Source organism: uncultured Pseudomonas sp., assembly GCF_913774235.1.
Lineage (GTDB): Bacteria > Pseudomonadota > Gammaproteobacteria > Pseudomonadales > Pseudomonadaceae > Chryseomonas.
The window spans coordinates 19,908-38,641 of record NZ_CAJYDW010000012.1; the positions used below are offsets into that span (position 1 = coordinate 19,908).

13 protein-coding genes are annotated in these 18,734 nt (G+C 65.4%); 3 read left to right on the forward strand and 10 right to left on the reverse strand.

Annotated elements, in window-relative coordinates:
• Positions 1 to 77: 77 nt before the first annotated feature.
• Positions 78 to 1,991, forward strand: a complete 1,914-nt coding sequence (locus QZ471_RS09690; protein ID WP_295463116.1) for a PAS domain-containing sensor histidine kinase — start codon at positions 78 to 80, stop codon at positions 1,989 to 1,991.
• Positions 1,992 to 2,090: 99 nt separating this feature from the next.
• Positions 2,091 to 3,737 carry an alpha,alpha-trehalase TreA gene (treA, locus tag QZ471_RS09695; RefSeq protein WP_295463118.1) on the forward strand — a complete coding sequence of 549 codons (1,647 nt, stop codon included), beginning with the start codon at positions 2,091 to 2,093 and terminating at the stop codon, positions 3,735 to 3,737.
• A gap of 314 nt (positions 3,738 to 4,051) precedes the next feature.
• Here the strand turns inward: treA and QZ471_RS09700 are convergent, their stop codons facing one another.
• From QZ471_RS09700 to QZ471_RS09710, 3 genes are all read right to left on the reverse strand, one after another.
• The gene (locus QZ471_RS09700; protein WP_295463120.1) at positions 4,052 to 4,204 is read right to left on the reverse strand and encodes a hypothetical protein; all 153 of its coding nucleotides are present in this window, start codon (positions 4,202 to 4,204) and stop codon (positions 4,052 to 4,054) included.
• A 65-nt stretch (positions 4,205 to 4,269) separates the two neighbouring features.
• Complete coding sequence (locus QZ471_RS09705; RefSeq protein ID WP_295463122.1) at positions 4,270 to 6,081, reverse strand: ABC transporter ATP-binding protein; 1,812 nt, start codon at positions 6,079 to 6,081, stop codon at positions 4,270 to 4,272.
• 732 nt (positions 6,082 to 6,813) lie between these two features.
• Entirely contained in the window at positions 6,814 to 7,719 is a 906-nt protein-coding gene (locus QZ471_RS09710) for a LysR substrate-binding domain-containing protein (RefSeq protein ID WP_295463124.1), read from the reverse strand.
• Between the two features lie 117 nt (positions 7,720 to 7,836).
• Here QZ471_RS09710 and QZ471_RS09715 point away from each other — a divergent pair, with 117 nt between their 5' ends.
• Positions 7,837 to 8,355, forward strand: a complete 519-nt coding sequence (locus QZ471_RS09715; RefSeq protein WP_295463126.1) for a phenolic acid decarboxylase — start codon at positions 7,837 to 7,839, stop codon at positions 8,353 to 8,355.
• Between the two features lie 823 nt (positions 8,356 to 9,178).
• On the opposite strand, the gene QZ471_RS09720 is transcribed toward QZ471_RS09715, so the two are convergent.
• From QZ471_RS09720 to QZ471_RS09750, 7 genes are all read right to left on the reverse strand, one after another.
• Positions 9,179 to 10,561, reverse strand: coding sequence for a diguanylate cyclase (locus QZ471_RS09720; protein ID WP_295463128.1), 1,383 nt, complete (start codon positions 10,559 to 10,561; stop codon positions 9,179 to 9,181).
• A gap of 118 nt (positions 10,562 to 10,679) precedes the next feature.
• The gene (locus QZ471_RS09725; RefSeq protein ID WP_295463130.1) at positions 10,680 to 13,319 is read right to left on the reverse strand and encodes a glucosidase; all 2,640 of its coding nucleotides are present in this window, start codon (positions 13,317 to 13,319) and stop codon (positions 10,680 to 10,682) included.
• 258 nt (positions 13,320 to 13,577) lie between these two features.
• The gene (mqo, locus tag QZ471_RS09730; protein ID WP_295463132.1) at positions 13,578 to 15,224 is read right to left on the reverse strand and encodes a malate dehydrogenase (quinone); all 1,647 of its coding nucleotides are present in this window, start codon (positions 15,222 to 15,224) and stop codon (positions 13,578 to 13,580) included.
• Positions 15,225 to 15,725: 501 nt separating this feature from the next.
• Positions 15,726 to 16,652, reverse strand: coding sequence for a 23S rRNA (adenine(1618)-N(6))-methyltransferase RlmF (rlmF, locus tag QZ471_RS09735; RefSeq protein ID WP_295463134.1), 927 nt, complete (start codon positions 16,650 to 16,652; stop codon positions 15,726 to 15,728).
• A 69-nt stretch (positions 16,653 to 16,721) separates the two neighbouring features.
• Positions 16,722 to 17,693 carry an aldo/keto reductase gene (locus tag QZ471_RS09740; protein ID WP_295463136.1) on the reverse strand — a complete coding sequence of 324 codons (972 nt, stop codon included), beginning with the start codon at positions 17,691 to 17,693 and terminating at the stop codon, positions 16,722 to 16,724.
• A 60-nt stretch (positions 17,694 to 17,753) separates the two neighbouring features.
• Complete coding sequence (locus tag QZ471_RS09745) at positions 17,754 to 18,458, reverse strand: 16S rRNA pseudouridine(516) synthase (RefSeq protein WP_295463138.1); 705 nt, start codon at positions 18,456 to 18,458, stop codon at positions 17,754 to 17,756.
• On the reverse strand, positions 18,458 to 18,673 hold the full coding sequence (locus QZ471_RS09750) for a cysteine-rich CWC family protein (protein WP_295463140.1): 216 nt from the start codon (positions 18,671 to 18,673) through the stop codon (positions 18,458 to 18,460). The genes QZ471_RS09745 and QZ471_RS09750 overlap by 1 nt, the downstream gene beginning before the upstream one ends.
• Positions 18,674 to 18,734: the final 61 nt, after the last annotated feature.

Below are 18,734 nucleotides of genomic sequence, written 5' to 3' on the forward strand. Positions count from 1 at the left end.
AAAACTGTTAAGTTAGATGGGTTCGCTCCGTTCGCCGCGTCGCGGTGACATCTTCTTCTCTACCGGCCTCCCTCACCATGTCCCAGTTCCTTGCCGTTGGACTGTTCGAATATGACGCCAGCCGTGGCGAATGGCGAGGCGACGCAGCCTGCGCCGCCATGCTGGAGCGCGACGTCGAGCAGATCGCCCAGGGCCTGCCGCTGGCCGACTTGGTGGCCGACTTGCAGAGCCGTACCGCGGCACCCGCGGGGCTGCTACCCGCTGCCGGTGAACGCTGGGAAGCCTGGCGCCTGGGGCGGGATGGCAAGGCCCGCTATCTGCAGTTCCAGCGCCGCGAGAGTGGTGGCGTGCTGCTCGACGTCACCGCTCAACGCCATCACGAAGCCGAGCTCTGGCAGGGCGAGGCCTTCAAGCGCAGCGTCATGGTCTGCAGCGTCGACTGCATCAAGCTGATCGACCTCGAAGGCCGTCTGGAATACATGAACCCGGGTGGCCTGGTGGTGATGGAGATCGACGACTTCCTGCCCTTCCAGGGCCGCCAATGGGCCGAGCTCTGGCCCGAGGAGCAGCGCCATGCGGTGCTCGACTCCATCGAGGCGGCGCGCCACGGCGGCATCGGTCGTTTCACCGGCCTGGCGCCTACCGCCAAGGGCACCCGCCGCTGGTGGGACGTGGTGGTCACGCCGATCCTCGGTGACGACGGTCTGCCGCTGCAATTCCTCTCCATCTCCCGCGATGTGACCGAAACCGTGCACGCCCGCGAGGCACTGGACGAACTCAATCGCAACCTGGAGGCACGCATCGAGGCGCGCAGCCAGGAGCTGTTGGCGTTGGAGGAAGAGCTGCGCCAGGCGCAGAAAATGGAGGCCATCGGCCAACTCACCGGCGGCATCGCCCACGATTTTAACAACCTGCTCACCGGCATCGTCGGCTCCCTCGACCTGATGCGGCGGCGGGTGCAGCAGGGGCGTATCCAGGAGCTGGAGCGCTACCTGGATACCGCCACCCGCTCGGCGGAGAACGCAGCGGCCCTGACCCAGCGCCTCTTGGCCTTCGCCCGGCGCCAGGTGCTGGAACCCCGGCCGGTGGATGCCGGCCAGCTGGTGCAGGGCATGCACGAACTGCTGCGCCATAGCCTGGGCCGCAAGATCCGCAAGGAAGTCCAGCTGGACGAGGAACTCTGGCTGCTGCACTGCGATCCGCACCAGCTGGAAAACGCCATCCTCAACCTCGCCATCAACGCCCGGGACGCCATGCCCGAGGGCGGCAGCCTGAGCATCCGCGTGGAAAACGTCCAGGGTCCCTTGAACGTTGGCCTGTCGCCCGAGACGCTGGAGGGCGATTTCGTCCGTATCCAGGTCTGCGACACCGGCACCGGGATGGACGCCGATACTCTCAAGCGCGCCTGCGAGCCCTTCTTCACCACCAAGCCCAGCGGCCGGGGTACCGGGCTCGGGCTGTCGATGATCTATGGTTTCGTCCGGCAGTCCGGTGGCCAGGTGCAGATCCATTCGGTGCTGGGCGAAGGTACCTGCATCAGCCTCTATCTGCCGCGCTTGCTGGCCGAGCCCGTGGAGACCACCCCGCTTCACGCCGCCGAAGGCCCGACGCTGCCCGAGGTGTCCGGCGACTGCGCCCTGATCGTCGAGGAGGAGCGGGAGGTACGGGTGATCATCAGCGAGGCCCTCGCCGAGCTGGGCTACACCCCCCTGGCGGTGAGCGACAGCGCCACGGCCGTTGCCCTGATCGCCTCGGGCAGCCTGCGCATCGACCTGCTGGTAACCAGCCTCGGCCTGTCCGGGCTGGATGGCCGGCAGCTGGCCGAACAGGCCCGCGCCACCACCCCTGGCCTGCCGGTGCTCTACCTGTCCGGCCAGGCCGATCCGGCGATGCTGCCGGAGCTGGCCGAGGAGGGCGTCGAACTCATCGGCAAGCCCTTCGGCCTGGAAGAACTGGCACGCTGCGTGGCGCGCCTGCGTCCGGGCGTCTGAGCCGCACGCGGCGAACTGTCGCGGTCCTCCAGGGTCGATCCTTTCGTGTCGCAACGTCCGTTGCGGCTGCTGTCGTGTCGACAAGAAAAGGAGCGCTTCATGAAACGCCTGCCACCTGCGCCACCCGCGCGGATGCTCGTCCTGTCCCTGTCCATTGCCTTTCTCGCCGCCTGCGCCCATAACGGCGACAAGCCGGAAACCCCGACCTGGAGTTGGCGCGACGCCAGCAGCGCCCGCGCCGTGCCGCCGGACCAGGCCTATCCCGAGCTGTTCGTCGCGGTGCAGCAGGGCAAGCTGTTCAGTGACCAGAAGCACTTCGTCGATGCCCTGCCCAAGCGCAACCCCGCTGATATCCGCCGCGACTTCCTGGCGCAACGCGGCCAGCCCGGCTTCGACCTCAAGGCCTTCGTCGCCGCCAACTTCGAAGAGTCCGATCCGATCAAGGCCGATCCGCCCAAGGCTGGCGCCGATCTGCCCACCCACGTCAAGGATCTCTGGCCGGTGCTCACCCGCCACTACGAAGAGGTGCCGGCCTACAGCAGCCTGCTGCCGTTGCCCAAGCCCTACGTGGTCCCCGGCGGTCGCTTCCGCGAGGTCTACTACTGGGATTCCTACTTCACCATGCTGGGCCTGGCCAAGGACGGTCGCACCGATCTGGTCCGCGACATGGTGGACAACTTCGCCAACGAGATCGACGTCTACGGCCACATTCCCAACGGCAACCGCAGCTACTACCTGAGTCGCTCGCAGCCGCCGTTCTTCGCCTACATGGTCGACCTCCAGGCCAGCCTGGAAGGTGATTCGGCCTATCGCCGCTACCTGCCACAGCTGCAGAAGGAATATGCGTACTGGATGGCCGGCGCCCAGGGCTTGCCGGCGGGCCAGGCCAATGCCCATGTGGTCAAGCTGGCCGACGGTACCCTGCTCAATCGCTACTGGGACGCCAGCGACACCCCGCGCCAGGAGTCCTATATGGAAGACCTGGCCACCGCTGCCCAGGCCAAGGGTCGTCCGGCTGGTGAGGTCTATCGCGACCTGCGCGCCGGTGCCGAGAGCGGCTGGGACTTCTCTTCGCGCTGGCTGGGTGACGGCAAGACCCTGGCGACCATCCGTACCACCGCCATCGCGCCGGTGGACCTGAACAGCCTGCTCTATCACCTGGAACAGACCATCGCCAAGGCCTGCGAGAAGACCGGTGAAGCCAGCTGCGTCCAGGCCTACAGCCAGAAGGCCAAGACCCGTCAGCAGGCCATCGACCGCTACCTGTGGAATCCGGCCGGCTACTACACCGACTTCGACTGGCAGGCCAAGCGCCGTACTGACAAGGTCACCGCCGCTGCCTTGTTCCCGCTGTTCGTCGGTCTCGCCAGCCAGAGCAGCGCCGACCAGACCGCGGCCACGGTGGCGAACCAGCTGCTGCGTCCCGGCGGCATCGCCACCACCACGGTCAAGACCGGCCAGCAGTGGGACGAACCCAACGGCTGGGCACCGCTGCAATGGGTCGCCGTCGACGGCCTGCGGCGCTACCAGCAGAACAAGCTGGCCGCGGACATCGGCACCCGCTTCCTCACCCAGGTGCAGAACCTCTATGCCCGCGAGCAGAAGCTGGTGGAGAAGTATGACCTCACCGGCGGCCAGGGTGGTGGTGGCGGCGAGTACGAGCTGCAGGACGGTTTCGGCTGGACCAATGGCGTGACGCTCAAGCTGCTCGAACTCTACGGCAAGCCGCAACCCAGCGCGCAGTGAGCCAAAGAAAAGGTCCGCTGCGGCGGACCTTTTCGTGGGGGGTGTGAATACGGCTGGCTGGGCCTAGCGGCGTTGTACCTGATCCCGTCACCCACCGATCAGCCTTTCGTAGCGGAACCTGGGTACAGTCTCATCGCTGCCACAGAATCCGCCCCCTCTCCCTCTGGGAGAGGGCTGGGGTGAGGGATGCCTAGCTCCGGACATCCACTATCACAGCGGATCGACCGGCGGCGCATCGTCCTCGTCGGCGGGCAGCTCCGCCGGGTGCAGACCATCGGGATCTTCGTCCTCGGGCAACGGCAGAATGACGTTCATCAGCTGTACTCCGGATTGCGTGGATTCTTTTGCGGCAATCGTTCCTCGACCGGCTTGTCTTCCGGATCCTCGCCCACGGGCTCTGCGGGATCAGGCGCGATGTCCGGATCGATGTCCAGGTCGTCGGGGTTTTCCTTGATCTGATCGTTCATGTGGCCTCCGCGAGTGGTTGTTAAGCCTTGGGCAGAGCCCTCCAGGCGAAGTTCGCCACCGGCGATCAGCGATAGCCCCGCGCCTGCAGGTCGAACAGCTGGGCGTAGCGACCACCGCTGGCCAACAACTGCTCATGATTACCGCGCTCGCGAATCTCGCCGTCTTCCAGCACCAGGATCTGGTCGGCATTGCGCACGCTGGAGAAGCGGTGGGAGATCAGTAGGGTCATGCGCTGCTGCGCCTGGGCGCGGAAACGTTCGAAGATCACCGCTTCGGCGGCGGCATCCAGGGCGGCGGTGGGTTCGTCCAGCACCAGGATGTCGGCTTCTTCGCGCATGTAGGCTCGCGACAGGGCGATCTTCTGCCACTGCCCGCCGGACAGCTCCTGTCCACCCATGAACCAGCGGCCGAGCTGCGTCTGGTAGCCCTCGCGCAGCCCGGCGATGACCTCGTCGGCCAGTCCCTGGGCCGCCGCCTTGTGCCAGCGTGTTTCATCGGTAAAGGCGGCCGTATCCCCTACGCCCAGGTTCTCCCCGGCGGTCAGCTGGTAGCGGATGAAGTCCTGGAAGATCACCCCGATGCGTCGGTGCAGGGCCGCCGGTTGCCAGTCCTGCAGGTCGCTACCATCGAGCAGGATGCGGCCCTGGGTCGGGGCGTGGAGGCGCGTCAGCAGCTTGATCAGGGTGGTCTTGCCCGAGCCATTGGCGCCCACCAGGGCCAGGCTCTGGCCCGGCTGCAGGTGGAAACTGATGTCTTGCAGCGTTGGCGCCGTCGCACCCGGATAGGTGAAGCCCACGCCCTCGAATCTCAGGCCGTCGCCGGGCTGGCTGCCCGCGGTCAGGCTGCCGCCCTCGGCGGTGGTAGGCTGGCCCAGGTAGTCGTAGAGGTTGCTCAGGTAGAGGCTGTCCTCGTAGAGCCCACCCAGGGCGGTGAGGCTGGCGCTGACCGCTGCCTGGCCCTGGCGGAACAGGGTGAGATAGAGGGTCATCTGGCCCAGGCTCAGGCGACCGCGAACGGTGTCCAGCACCACCCAGGCATAGGCGACGTAGAAGGCCAGGGTACCCAGCAGACCGAAGACGAAACCCCAACCGTCGCGCCTCAGGGTGAGACGGCGATCCTCGGCATAGAGCTTGGCGAAGGTGGTGCGGTAGCGCTCCAGCAGCAGGGGCGCAAGGCCGAACAGCTTGACCTCCTTGATGTAGGCCTCGTGGGAGAGCAGCGTTTCCAGGTAGGTCTGGCGGCGGGTCTCGGGCGCGCGGCGGCTGAACAGGCGGAAGGCGTCACCCGAGAAACGTGCCTCGGCGAGGAATACCGGCAGGGCACCTACCACCAGCAGGAGCAGGGCCCAGGGCGAGAAGTGCACCAGCAGCACGGCGAAGCTCACCAGGGAGATGAGGTTCTGCAGCAAGGTGAGGGACTTGGTCACCAGGGCCAGCGGCCGTATCGAAGCTTCGCGCCGCGCTCGCACCAGCTTGTCGTAGAAGTCGGCGTCCTCGAATTGCGCTAGCGACAGGGTCTGGGCCTTTTCCAGGATCAGCAGGTTCACCGTTTGCCCCAGGCGCACGCGCAGCAGGGATTGCTGCACCGACAGGAGTCGTTGCGCTGCGGCAAGGGCCGCCAGTACCCCGGCTTCGGCGAGCACGAACTTCAGCACCGGCCACAGCGGCGCCTGGCCTTGCTCGGCATGCAGCCGCATGGCCGCCACCACCGCATCGACGATGCGCTGCCCCAGCCAGGCTGCCAGCGCCGGCAGCAGACCCGCCACCAGGGTGGCCAGTACCAGCCCGATCAGCAGGGCGGGCGAAGTGCTCCAGACCAGGCGAGCCGCACGGCGCATCTGCAGTTGGACGATGGCGAAAGAGGTTGAGAGGGCCATGGGGGTATCTTCGACGGAGGTCAGCGTTAGTGGGGGCGCCGGGCGCTGCGTTCCCGGCGGTATGGCAAAAGGCTTACACGAGGTACTGTCACCTGGCCCTGTTCGCCCCGGCACGGGCTGCGTAATCTACCTCCATCAGCCGCGCAGGATGTGCAGCTCAGAGGTCAAGGATGATGACCAGGCCAGGATGGCACCTGACAGGACGTTGGGATGGTCGCAACAGAGAACCCGCTTCGGCGGGTTTTTTGTTGTCTGGCGTTCCGCCGCTTTTTGGCTCGCACGACGGGGAATAGCGAAAGGCTTACACGGACTGCTGTCAGCTGGCCATGTTCGCCCCGGCACGGGCTGCGTAATCTACCTCCATCAGCCGCGCAGGATGTGCAGCTTAGAGGTCAAGGATGATGACCAGGCCAGGATGGCACTTGACAGGACGTTGGGATGGTCACAACAGAGAACCCGCTTCGGCGGGTTTTTTGTTGTCCGGTGTTCCGCCGCTCTTTGGCTCGCACGACGGGGAATAGCGAAAGGCTTACATGGACTGCTGTCAGCTGGCCATGTAAGCCCCGGCGTGGGTTGCGTAATCTACCTCCATCAGCCGCGCAGGATGTGCAGCTCAGAGGTCAAGGATGATGACCAGGCCAGGATGGCACCTGACAGGACGTTGGGATGGTCACAACAGAGAACCCGCTTCGGCGGGTTTTTTGTTTTTCCTGCTTGCTTCTTGCCATGGACTCATTCGCCAGACTCGGGAAGCCTGGGGCAGAAGGCCTCCAAGAAAACACTCAGCGCTGCCGAGCGATTCTCCGGGTGCCAGGCCAGTGCCAATTCGATGCGCGGAGCGCCATCGCCCAGGGACCTGGCCACCAGTCCTGGAGGACAGAGCGCCCGGGTGTAGTCCGGCAGCAGACAGAACCCGCCTGAGCTGCGCACCAGCGACAGGGCCATCAGCAGATTTTCCGACTCGTGAGCACTGTGCAGGGTAACGCCTTGCGCGACCGCGTAGGCCTGGACGATCTCGTGCAGCACCGGTGCGTGGAGACGCGATACCTGGATGCAGGGCTGGTCGGCGAGCCGCTTGAGGTCCAGGCACTCTTCCTGGGCCAGGGGATGGTCGGCGGGCAGGATGACGATCAGGGGCTCGTCCAGTAGCGTTCGGCTGTTGAGACCCTGCGCCTGCGTGGAAAGCCGGATGAAGGCCGCATCCAGCCGGCGTGCCTGCAGCTCCTCGATAAGGACGGGCGAAGGACGACTGAGCGTCTCCAGTTCCAGGGGAGCGAGCTTGCCGTTGAAGATGTCCAGGACACGACCCAGATGCTGCGCCTCGATCCCCGGCATGAAACCCAGCGTCAGCCGTCCCTGCCAGCCTGGCGCGGCCTGCCGGGTCCGCTTCAGGGCCGCGTCGGCCTGGGCAAGGAGCTGCCTGGCTTCTTCCAGCAGGACCTCTCCGGCTGCCGTCAGGGTGAGGGGCCGATTGGTGCGTTCGAACAGCGGGGTGCCGATCTGCATTTCCAGATCGCGCATCTGTCGGCTGAGCGAGGGTTGGGTCTTGTGCAATCGCTCGGCGGCGGCGGTGAAGCTACCTGCTTCCGCGATGCCGACGAAGTAGCGCAGGTGACGGAGTTCCAAGGGCAAGTCCATGCCGGCGAGGCATTTTTCCAGGCAAACAAGGCATTGGTGATAATAAGCGCCGCGCCCTAGAGTGAAAAGCAAGCCCCGTAGCCTATTTCCAATGGGGATTCACTCAGAGGCAAGAACATGCAGAATACTTTCGAGTCCACCAAGCCCGAACAGCTTTCCAGATTTCTCGGTCAGCATCTGATCTATACATATGAAAATGGCTGGCAATACGAACTCTATCTGAAGAACGCGACAACCATCGATTATCGTATCCACAGTGGCATGGTCGGCGGTCGCTGGGTGCGCGATCAACAGGCGCACATCGTGCGATTGTCCGACGATGTCTGCAAGATATCCTGGGACGAGCCCACCGGGACCACGGTCAGCGTGGCGATCAATTTCCGTGAAAGGCACCTGCATGGGGTTATCTTCTTCCCGCAGTGGGTCGCTCTCGAACCGGGCAAGACGGTCTGCTTCCAGAACGAGCATCTGGAGCAGATGCAGCGCTATCGCGATGCCGGTCCAACCTATCCCAAGCTGGTGATAGACGAGTTCGCCCAGGTGACCTTCAGCGAGAATTGTGGCTTGGACGACGAGACGGTGATCGCCTGCGCGCCGGCAGAACTGCCGGCCGGCTATAGCACACGCCGTAACTGAGAAAATCGCCCAAACGAGGTGCTAGTTTGAGGGCACGCTCCTCTGAACGGCCGGCGAACTCCTACACTGTCCAGACAACGCTTGAGATTAGACGGGGCACTGAGTTCCGTTAACGAAGTTTCAGCCTGGGCGGGGTTCTGGATAATTCCAACGGACGTCCAGGGTCGTTCGAGATACTGGGGTGTCGCAGAAGTCGACTGCGCACTTCTAACGGCGCTTTTTCGGCTTGGCTGGCGTTGCCACTCCTTACCTTTTACCTTAGCCCCGCTATCAATGGTCGCGGCGCCCTGTCCATTGGGGCGCCGAACCGGCCAAACATCACTCGCCAATTCTTGCGCGAATGTCTGAAACATCAGACTGGCGTTTCCCCCATGGCGGAATGCGCTGCTTCGGAATAAGCAGTTCTATCGACGAAAGTCTGTTTTCGTGCTCAATGCGCATGGTGAGTGCGCTGTAATGATCGGTCGCAAGGCGTGGTAGGTGCCTGGGAAAACTAAAGCTGAATACAAGTGCTCGAGTGCCTGAACCGGTGCTGCACACAAAGATATTCAACGGCGAAGAGGCGCACGACGGATTCGGGCTCAATTCCACCCTGGTGTTCGGGGCGCACGATGCCGTGCTGATGGATGCCCGGTTCACCCTGGCGAACGCCCACCGCCTGGCGGCCAAATCCTCCAGTAGAGGCATTACTTGCGGAAGTTGTCCATCAGCCATAGGCACCCGGATCTGTTCCTGGGGCAAGGCCCTGAGTCCTAATAGCAGCGAGACGGCGGTACCGGTGGCCAGTCGAGAGCCGTGGAAGCCTGCTGGTGGCGTGGGTCGCCTAGCCCGCCACTCTGTTGCGCCCCGCGGCCTTGGCCGCGTAGAGCGCCTGATCGGCCGCCTCCGTGAGGTCGTAGGCAGTCATGCCAGGCCGATGGATCGCCACGCCGAGGCTCAGGGTGATCGGCCGCCGCGACCAGGGGTGCTGGGCCACCACCAGGCGACAGCGCTCGGCCACCTGATGGGCGGCCACGCCGTCAGCGCCTGGTAGCAGAATGGCGAATTCCTCACCGCCGTAACGGAAGCTGGCGTCGCCGTCGCGGCAACTCTGCAGCAGCAGGCGGGCGATATCCTGCAAGGCGGCATCGCCTGCCTGGTGACCATAGGCGTCGTTGTAGGTCTTGAAGAGATCCACGTCGATCAGCAGCATGGACAGGGGGAGGGCCTTTTCCTCGGCGCGCTGGAGCTGTTCCGCCAGGTGCAGGTCGAAGGCGCGACGGTTGTAGAGACCAGTCAAGGCGTCCGTGACGCTACGCTGCTCGGCGGCCTGCATCATGTCCAGCAGTTGCCGCTGGGAGGCTTCCAGGAGGTGCTGCTGCTCGATGTGTTCGGTAACGTCCACCGAGAGTCCCGCCAGGGCGATGCCGTGGCGCGTTGCCAGGGGAAACTTGTAGGACTGCCAGAAGAAGCGGCTGCCATCCGGGGTGACGAGCCGCTCGATCTGCCGGCTCGGCTTGAGTTCGCGCATCACCTGTTCGTCCATCTCGCGAAAGCGGGGCGCGGCCTCCGGCCAGATGGCGAAGTCGTCCTTGTCGAGAATGTCTTCGCGCGTCAGCCCCAGCTGCTGCAAGAAGGGTTCGTTGACATAGGAATAGCGCCAGTCGCGGTCCTTGATGTAGGCGATGAAGGGGCCGTTGTTCATGAAGGCGGAAAAATTGATATCCAGCTCTTCCAGCTGATTCAGGGTTTCCCGCTGTTGCAGCAAAAGGGTGATTTGCCGTGCCAGGCGTTGCAGGCTCTCGATCTGGTCGGTCGCGAAGCGCCGCACCCGGTCGTCCAGTACGCAGAGCGTGCCGAGGGCGATACCCTGGGGCGTGAGCAGAGGGACCCCGAGGTAGGACCGCATCCGCTCCATCCCAGGCGCCACCGCGAGGTGAGCGACCCGGGGATCGCTGCGCAAGTCTTCCACGATGAAGGGCTGCTGAGGTGTCAGGATCGCCAGGTGACACAACGAAGACTCGACCGGAACCTCGGTCACCACCAGGCCGTGGCAGGCCTTGAACCAGAGCCGTTCCCGATCGGCCAGGGTGACGAAGGCCACCGGTGCCCGGGTGAGCTGGCAAGCCAAGGCCACGAGATCCTCGTAGGCGGACTCCGCACCACTGTCGAGGATCTGCAGCTCACTCAGGGCGTGGAGACGTCGGGCGTCGTCGGATGGTGTCATGCGAGCTCGCGAGAACGGTGTCCTGTCTGGAGCATAGTACCCATGCCCGGCCGGGAAAACCGCACCCGTTGCGCAAATCGTGGCCAGATTTGCGCAACGGCGAGCCCGCCGGGCCCTTCTAGCGCCTGGGTTGCAGCAGGAGGGCTACCAGGGCGCTCCAGCCGGTCTGGTGCGAGGCGCCGAGTCCACGGCCGTTCTCGCCGTGGAAATACTCGTGGAACAGCACCAGGTCGCGACTGCGCGGGTCGTTCTGCAGTTGTGGGTAGTCCACCATGCTTGGCCGCTTGCCGTCGGCATCCTTGAGGAAGAGCCGGGTCAGGCGCTCGCTGAGGCCGTCGGCGACCTCTTCCAGGTTGGCCAGATAGCCCGAGCCACTGGGGTACTCCACCGAGAAGTTGTCGGCGTAGTAGCGGTGGAACTCGTGCAGCGACTCGATGAGCATGTAGTTGATCGGCATCCACAGCGGACCACGCCAGTTGGAGTTGCCGCCGTACAGGCGCGAATCCGACTCGGCTGGCTGGTAACGGGCGCTGAGCAGGTTGCCGTCGGCCTGGCGCATCTCGAAGGGCTGCTGCTCGTGGGCCTTGGACAGGGAGCGGATGCCATGGTCGGAGAGGAATTCCTCGTTGTCGAGCATGCGCTTGAGCAGCAGCTTGGTGCGATGGCCGCGCAGCAGCGACAGTAGGAACCTGTTGCCCTGGCCGGGCTCTGTCCAGCGGGAGACCAGGCGGGCGAGATCCGGGCGCTGCCGCAGGAAGCCGCGCAAGCGCCCGCCGAGGCCGGGCAGGCCCTCGTGTTCGCGTTGTTCCAGGACCTGCACGGCGAACAGCGGGATGAGACCGACGATGGACCTCAGGCGCAGCGGCTCGGCGCTGCCATCGGGCTTGTGCAGGACGTCGTAGAAGAACTCGTCCTGTTCGTCCCACAGGCCGTCCTCGCGGTCGTCGCTGTGGTTGATGGCATTGGCGATGTGCAGGAAGTGCTCGAAGAACTTGATGCCGAGGTCGACGTAGACCGGGTTTTCCTTGGCCAGCTCCAGGGCGATGCGCATCAGGTCGAGGGCATAGGCGGCCATCCAGGCGGTGCCGTCGGCCTGATCCAGGTGATAACCCGGGGGCAGGGGCGCCGAACGGTCGAAGAGGGCGATGTTGTCCAGGCCGAGGAAGCCACCCTGGAAGATATTGCGGCCCTCGGCGTCCTTGCGGTTGATCCACCAGGAGAAGTTCAGCAGCAGCTTGTGGAAGACCCGCTCGAGGAAGGCACGGTCGCCGACGCCGGTGAGGGATTTCTCCTGCAGGTAGACGTGCCAGGTGGCCCAGGCGTGCACCGGCGGGTTGGCGTCCTCGAAATTCCACTCGTAGGCCGGCAGTTGGCCATTGGGGTGCATGAATCTGTCCTTCACCAGTAGCAGTAGTTGCTGCTTGGCGAAGCCGGGATCGATCAGGGCGTAGGCCACCGCCTGGAAGGCCAGGTCCCAGGAGGCGTACCAGGGGTATTCCCACTTGTCCGGCATGGAGACGATGTCGAAGTTGAGCAGGTGCCGCCAGTGGCCGTTGCGGATGCCCTCGCGCTGTTTCGGCGGGGTGGGCTGGGCCGGATCGCCGTTGAGCCAGCGATTGACCTCGAAATAGTAGAGCTGCTTGGACCACAGCAGGCCGGCCAGGGCCTGGCGCTGCACCAGGCGGGCGTCGGGGTCGGCGATCTTTTCCTGCAGGGCGGCGTAGAAGGCATCGGTCTCGGCGATGCGCTCGGCGAAGATCGCCTCGGCATCCACCGCGAGGGCGCTGGTGGGTGCCAGGCGCAGGTAGACCACCGCCGAGGCTCCGCCCTCCAGCGTCACGGCGAAATGGGCCGCGGCCTTGCTGCCGAAGTCACGGCGGACCGCTTCCCGGGCGCCCTTCACCACGTAGTCGTTGATGCCGTCCTTGAAAGGGCCCTCGGCGGGCTCGCCGGTGAGGCGGGGCAGGTTGGTTTCGTTGTTGCAGAACAGCCACTCGACTTCCTGCGGACCCCAGGCGCTGATGACCAGGTCGGAGCGATCGAAGTAACTGGCGCGGACCTGCTCGCCTTCCAGGCTGAGCATGGCGCGCGGCGGGGTACCGGTCCAGGCCCAGGTGTTGCGTGACCAGACCTGCGGCAGCACATGAATGCGTGCTTTTTCGGCACCGCGGTTCTCCACCGTCACCCGCATGAAGATGTCGTCAGGGGTGTGCTTGGCGTATTCGACGGTGACGTCGAAATAGCGGTCCTGGTCGAAGACGCCAGTGTCGAGGATCTCGTATTCGCGATCCTCCAGGCCACGCCGGGCGTTCTCTTCCACCAGTTGGGCATAGGGGAAGGCCGCATGGGGATACTTGTAGAGCATCTTCTGGTAGGCATGGCTCGGCACGCCGTCCAGGTAGAAGTAGAGCTCCTTGACGTCCTCGCCGTGGTTGCCCTCGGCGTTGGTCAGGCCGAACAGGCGTTCCTTGAGGAAGGGATCGCGTTCGTTCCACAGGGCGATGCCCAGGCACCATTGTTGGGCCTTGTCGCAGAAGCCGGCGAGGCCGTCCTCGCCCCAGCGATAGGCACGGCTGCGGGCATGCTCGTGGGGAAAGTAGCGCCAGGCGTCGCCGTCGGCGCTGTAGTCTTCACGGACCGTGGCCCACTGGCGTTCGCTCAGGTAGGGGCCCCATTGGCGCCAGGCGGCGGCGTCGCTGTCGGCCAGACGCTGGCCTTCGCGGGTATGCAGGATGCCCGGGGCGGGATGTGCCGTCATCGTGTCTCCAGAGTCAGGTAACGGTTAGGGCTCGAGAATAGAACACCATTGTGGCGTGCAAAGGCTCTCGCTGGCGCCTCGTTGCACTTTTAGTGCCTGATAGCGCTGAAAAATTCACGCCCTTGCGGTTTCCGTCACAGCGCTGCGCCCGGCGTGCCCGGCGGCCGATCCGAGGGCGAAAAAAAGCCCCACGCCCGGATCCGGGGTAGGGCTTGGGCGTCTGGTGCGACCCGGCGGGAGCGCCGGGCCGGCAGGCGATCAGAGGGCCATGTCGTTGGCGGCCTTGTCGGCGCGCGGAGCGGCACCGGCAGTGGCCTTGGCTTCGGTGCCCTCGGCACCGGTGGCGACCGGCGGGGTGGCCAGTTGCAGCACTTCGGCGGTGTAGTTCCACTCCTGCTGTACGCGCGCCGGATCGCTGTTCAGCTTGGTGCCGTAGCTGGGCACGATCTGGTGCAGCTTGGCTTGCCACTCCGGGGTCGCGACCTTGTCCTTGAACACCTTCTCCAGCACGCTCAGCATGATGGGCGCGGCAGTGGAAGCACCTGGGGAGGCGCCCAGCAGGCCGGCGATGCTGCCGTCCTTGGCCGCGACGATCTCGGTGCCCAGCTTGAGCACGCCACCCTTGTCGGCGTCACGCTTGATGATCTGCACGCGCTGACCAGCCTGCCACAGACGCCAGTCTTCCTTCTTGGCGTTGGGGAAGTACTCGCGCAGCGCTGCCAGGCGGTCGTCATCCGACAGCATCAGCTGGCCGGCGAGGTATTCCACCAGCGGGTACTCGGCCACGCCCACGCGGACCATCGGCCAGGCGTTGTGGGTGTTGGTGCTGGTCAGCAGGTCCAGGTAGGAGCCTTGCTTGAGGAACTTGGTGGAGAAGGTGGCGAAGGGCCCGAACAGGATCACGCGCTTGCCATCGAGCATGCGGGTATCCAGGTGCGGGACCGACATCGGCGGCGCGCCGACCGACGCCTTGCCGTAGGCCTTGGCCAGGTGCTGCTGGGCGATCTCCGGATTGTCGGTGACCAGGAAGGACCCCCCCACCGGGAAGCCGGCGTAGTCGTTGGCCTCGGGGATGCCGGACTTCTGCAGCAGGTGCAGGGCACCGCCGCCGGCGCCGATGAAGACGAACTTGGCGTCGGTCTCGGTCTTCTTGCCGTCCTTGAGGTTCTTGTACTCCACACGCCAGCTGCCATCGGCATTGCGGGTGATGTTCTCGACTTCGCTGGACAGGTTCAGCTTGAAGTTCGGCTTGGTCTGCAGGTAGCCGGCGAACTGGCGGGTGATCTCGCCGAAGTTGACGTCGGTACCCAGCGGACTCCAGGTGGCGGCGACCTTCTGCTGGGGATCGCGGCCTTCCATCATCAGCGGGACCCACTGCTTGATCTGCGCCGGGTCCTCGGAGTACTGCATGCCGGAGAACAGCGGGCTGGCCTTGAGCGCTTCGTAGCGTTTCTTCAGGAAGGCGATGTTGTCGTCACCCCAGACGAAGCTCATGTGCGGGGTGCTGTTGATGAAGCTCTTCGGGTCCTTGAGGACGCCGTTCCTGACCTGCCAGGACCAGAACTGACGGGAGATCTGGAAGGCTTCGTTGATCTCGATGGCCTTGGAGATGCTGACCTTGCCGTCCTTGTCTTCCGGGGTGTAGTTCAGCTCGGCCAGGGCGGAGTGGCCGGTACCGGCGTTGTTCCAGCCGTTGGAGCTTTCCTCGGCGACCTTGTCCAGGCGCTCGACCATCTCCAGGCTCCAGGTCGGCTCCAGCTCGTTCAGCCAGATGCCCAGGGTGGAGCTCATGATGCCGCCGCCGATCAGCAGGACGTCGACTTTCTTGACGTCTTCGGCATGGGCGGTGCCCAGGGCGGAGGCGATGGCCACGCCGAGCAGCGCGCCAGTCATTTTCTTCAGCATGTCGTTTCTCGATCGATAGAAGCTGGGTCTGCTTATCGGGTTCCGGTGCGGTGCGGCACCATGGCACATGGGTGGATGTGCGCTGGGCGAGGCAGAATGCAGCCGGAAACACGCGAGGGCAGGTTCTTTTCCCTCCACCGCCCCTCTCTCGTGACTCACCGGAGGGGTCGGAGCAAAAACGCAAGGCGCGGCCAAGGCAGCGGCGGACCGGAGACGACTGTCTCGGGCGCGGCGGCGTGGGCGTGCGTTTTTGTTGGCCGGCATTTTAAAGAGAAGAGTTATGGATTCCTAGCCCGGAATTCATGAGCTTTGGCTATTAGCCTTTAGTCTAATGTCGTTAGACCCCTCCCCGGGCCCTGCTGGAGGCCCATTCAGAGGGTCTACACGTCTCGCAGCGGCGCGCAGCCGCGCCCGTTCGCATGGCGCCCGGAACGACGAAGCTGGTCAAAGATCCGCCGAAGGGTCGTCCTTCGCGCCGCTAGGCAGGCGAGAGCAGGTCGACTAGACGAAGCGCCAGGCCAGGAAACGGCTCTGCTTCTGGCCCTGGGCCATGGCCACCACCCGACTCTCGCTGGCCTGCTCACTGCGCAGCGCAGCCTGCAGCGGCGGCAGGTTGCTGGCCTTGGACACCAGGCAGGTGAACCAGCCGACCTGGCCGGCGAAGCGGCGACTCTCGCGGATCATCCGTTCGATGAAGGCCGCTTCACCGCCCGGGCACCAGAGTTCGGCGGCCTGGCCGCCGAAGTTGAGCAGGGGCGCCTGCTTGCCGGTGGTCTTGCCCAGGTTCTTCCACTTGCGCTTGCTACCGCGCACGGCGTCGTCGGGGCTGGCGTGGAAGGGCGGATTGCACAGGGTGGCGGCGTAGCGCTCACCGGGTCTCAGGATGCCGGCGAAGATCGCCTGGGGATCGGGCTGGTGGCGCAGTTCGATGGCGGCGGCGCAGTCGGGGTTGGCGGCCAGGGTACGGCCAAAGGCGGCCAGCGCCGCGGGGGCTATGTCGCTGCCAACGAAGTGCCAGCCGTATTCCTTGAAGCCAATCAGTGGATAGACGCCATTGGCGCCCGTGCCCACATCCAGCAGGCGAATCGCTGCACCGCGGGGAAGCTGGCCATCGTTGCCTTCGGCCAGCAGATCGGCCAGGTGATGCAGGTAGTCGGCCCGGCCGGGAATCGGCGGGCAGAGGAAGTCGGCCGGAATGTCCCAGTCCCGCACACCATGATGCAGCGCCAGCAGGGCGCGGTTGAGGGCGCGCACGGCCTGGGGATCGGTGAAGTCGATGGACAGGTTGCCCCGTGGTGTCGGTGCCACGAACGGCTTGAGCGCAGGGTTCGCGCGCATCAAGGCTGGAAAGTCGTAGCTGCCCTGGTGGCGATTGCGGGGATGCAGGGGCGCGGGGCGGCCAGGCAGGGGACGACGGGGCGAGGTCATGACGGCGGCTAGGGTGGAAAACGGGGCGGCAGCCTAGCACAGCCGCCCCCTGGACTCACGCGAGCAGATTCACGCCGGCGTCGGCGCATCCTCGGGCAACACGCCGATCTCGCGCAGGTTGCGCCAGAAGGCGGCGGGAATGGGCGCGCGCAGCAATTGGGCGTTCTGCCGGGCGCGCTCGGGCTTGCTGCTGCCGGGGATGGTGGCGGCCACCGTGGGATGGGCCAGGCAGAACTGCAGGGCCGCGGCGCGGATGTCCACCCCGTGATCCTGGCAGACGCCCTCGATCAATTCGACCTTGCGGCGCAGCGCCGGCTCGGCTTCGGCGTAGTTGTAGTGCTTGCCGCCGGCGAGCAGGCCGGAGTTGAAGGGCCCGCCCACCACGATGCCCACGCCGCGGCGTTCGCATTCGGGGAAGAGGGTATCCAGGGCTTCGCGGTGGTCCAGCAGCGAATAGCGGCCAGCCAGCAGGAAGGCGTCGGGATCGCTTTGCTCCAGCGCCAGGCGGCAGGGTTCCACCAGGTTGACGCCCAGCCCCCAGCCCATGATCAGGCCTTCTTCGCGCATCTCGGTGAGGGCCTTGGCCGCGCCCTGCATGGCCTGGGCGAAATAGTCGCGCCAGGCCGGACCATGTTGGTCCTCGGAGAGGTCATGGATCCAGACCAGATCAAGGCGGTCGGTCTTGAGCCGTTCCAGGCTGGCTTCGATGGAGCGGCGGGCGCCATCGGCGGAATAGTCGAGTACCCGCTTGAAGGGCAGTTCGTTGACGAACGGCGGGGCGTTTTCCGGCTGGTCGGCGGTTTCCAACAGCCGACCCACCTTGCTGCACAGGACGAAGTCGTCGCGTGGCTTGTCGGCCAGCACCTCGGCGAAGCGGCGCTCGGAGAGGCCGGCACCGTAGTGCGGCGAGGTGTCATAGAGGCGGATGCCGGCGTCCCAGGCGGCTTCGAGAGTCGCCCGGGCGTCGGCGTCGCTCACCTCGCGGAACATGTTGCCCAGGGGGGCGCCGCCGAAACCGAGGGAGGGGATGTCGATACGCATGGGAAGTCTCCAGGTGGTGCGTGTCTGCATCCCGACCGATGTCCCCAAGGTCATGTTCCCCTAGTCCGCCGGACGTAGCAGGGCTACCTCTTCGGCCGTCAGTGAGCGATAGCTGCCTTCGGCCAGCGCCGGATCCAGGGCTAGGGCGCCGATACGGTCGCGGTGCAGGGCGATGACCTCGATGCCGAAGCGGCCGAACATGCGCTTGACCTGGTGATAGCGGCCCTCGACCAGGGTCAGGTAGGCGCTGCGCTCGCCCAGCAGCTCCAGCTGGGCGGGCTGGGTGGTGAGGTCTTCGTAGGCGAAGTACAGCCCTTCGGCGAAGGCCGCGACCAGCTGCGCCGGGATGACCTCGGCGGTGGTGACGAGATAGCGCTTGGTCTGCTTGTGGCGTGGGTGACTCAGGCCGCGCGACCACTGGCCGTCGTTGGTGAGCAGCACCAGGCCGGTGGTATTGAAGTCCAGCCGCCCGGCCAGGTGCAAGTCGGCGCGCTGGTCCGGTGCCAGGCAGTCCAGCACCGTGGCATGGCGGGCGTCGATGGTGGCGCTGACACAGCCGCGCGGCTTGTGCAGCATCAGGTAGCGACCGCCGGGGCCGTCTTGCAGCAGGCGTTCGTCGGCTTCGATACGGTCGAAGGCGAACACCTCGCGCGCGGCCTGCAGGGTAGTGGCGCCGTTGACCCGTACCCGGCCTTCCGCGAGTAGGCGGCGGGCCAGTTGGCGGCCCAGTTCGGGTCTATTGCCCAGCCAACGATCCAGGCGCATCAGCCGTTCTCGGGCCTGATCCCCGCCGCGCAGGCCGGGCACAGGCAGCGTTCATTGCGCTCGTCGTCGGGCAGGCGCGCCAAGGTCGCCGGATCGACTGGCGTCTGCAGGCACCAGCAATCCTGGATCGCGCCGCCCGTGGCCAGGACGCAGCGATTCGCGCCGCCGCAGAGGGGGCAGCGGGTGGGATCGAAGGGCGTGGGCGCTGCGGTCATGGTGATCTCGTCGGGCGAAGCGGGCGGCAGAGTACCGGAAATTGCGACCTGGATAACGTCT

Bases quoted from the DNA above. Each gene is read 5' to 3' on its own strand.
- QZ471_RS09690 (WP_295463116.1), top strand. From the start codon at position 78: ATGTCCCAGTTCCTTGCCGTTGGACTGTTCGAATATGACGCCAGCCGT.
- treA (WP_295463118.1), top strand. From the start codon at position 2,091: ATGAAACGCCTGCCACCTGCGCCACCCGCGCGGATGCTCGTCCTGTCC.
- QZ471_RS09700 (WP_295463120.1), bottom strand. From the start codon at position 4,204: ATGAACGATCAGATCAAGGAAAACCCCGACGACCTGGACATCGATCCG.
- QZ471_RS09705 (WP_295463122.1), bottom strand. From the start codon at position 6,081: ATGGCCCTCTCAACCTCTTTCGCCATCGTCCAACTGCAGATGCGCCGT.
- QZ471_RS09710 (WP_295463124.1), bottom strand. From the start codon at position 7,719: ATGGACTTGCCCTTGGAACTCCGTCACCTGCGCTACTTCGTCGGCATC.
- QZ471_RS09715 (WP_295463126.1), top strand. From the start codon at position 7,837: ATGCAGAATACTTTCGAGTCCACCAAGCCCGAACAGCTTTCCAGATTT.
- QZ471_RS09720 (WP_295463128.1), bottom strand. From the start codon at position 10,561: ATGACACCATCCGACGACGCCCGACGTCTCCACGCCCTGAGTGAGCTG.
- QZ471_RS09725 (WP_295463130.1), bottom strand. From the start codon at position 13,319: ATGACGGCACATCCCGCCCCGGGCATCCTGCATACCCGCGAAGGCCAG.
- mqo (WP_295463132.1), bottom strand. From the start codon at position 15,224: ATGCTGAAGAAAATGACTGGCGCGCTGCTCGGCGTGGCCATCGCCTCC.
- rlmF (WP_295463134.1), bottom strand. From the start codon at position 16,652: ATGACCTCGCCCCGTCGTCCCCTGCCTGGCCGCCCCGCGCCCCTGCAT.
- QZ471_RS09740 (WP_295463136.1), bottom strand. From the start codon at position 17,693: ATGCGTATCGACATCCCCTCCCTCGGTTTCGGCGGCGCCCCCCTGGGC.
- QZ471_RS09745 (WP_295463138.1), bottom strand. From the start codon at position 18,458: ATGCGCCTGGATCGTTGGCTGGGCAATAGACCCGAACTGGGCCGCCAA.
- QZ471_RS09750 (WP_295463140.1), bottom strand. From the start codon at position 18,673: ATGACCGCAGCGCCCACGCCCTTCGATCCCACCCGCTGCCCCCTCTGC.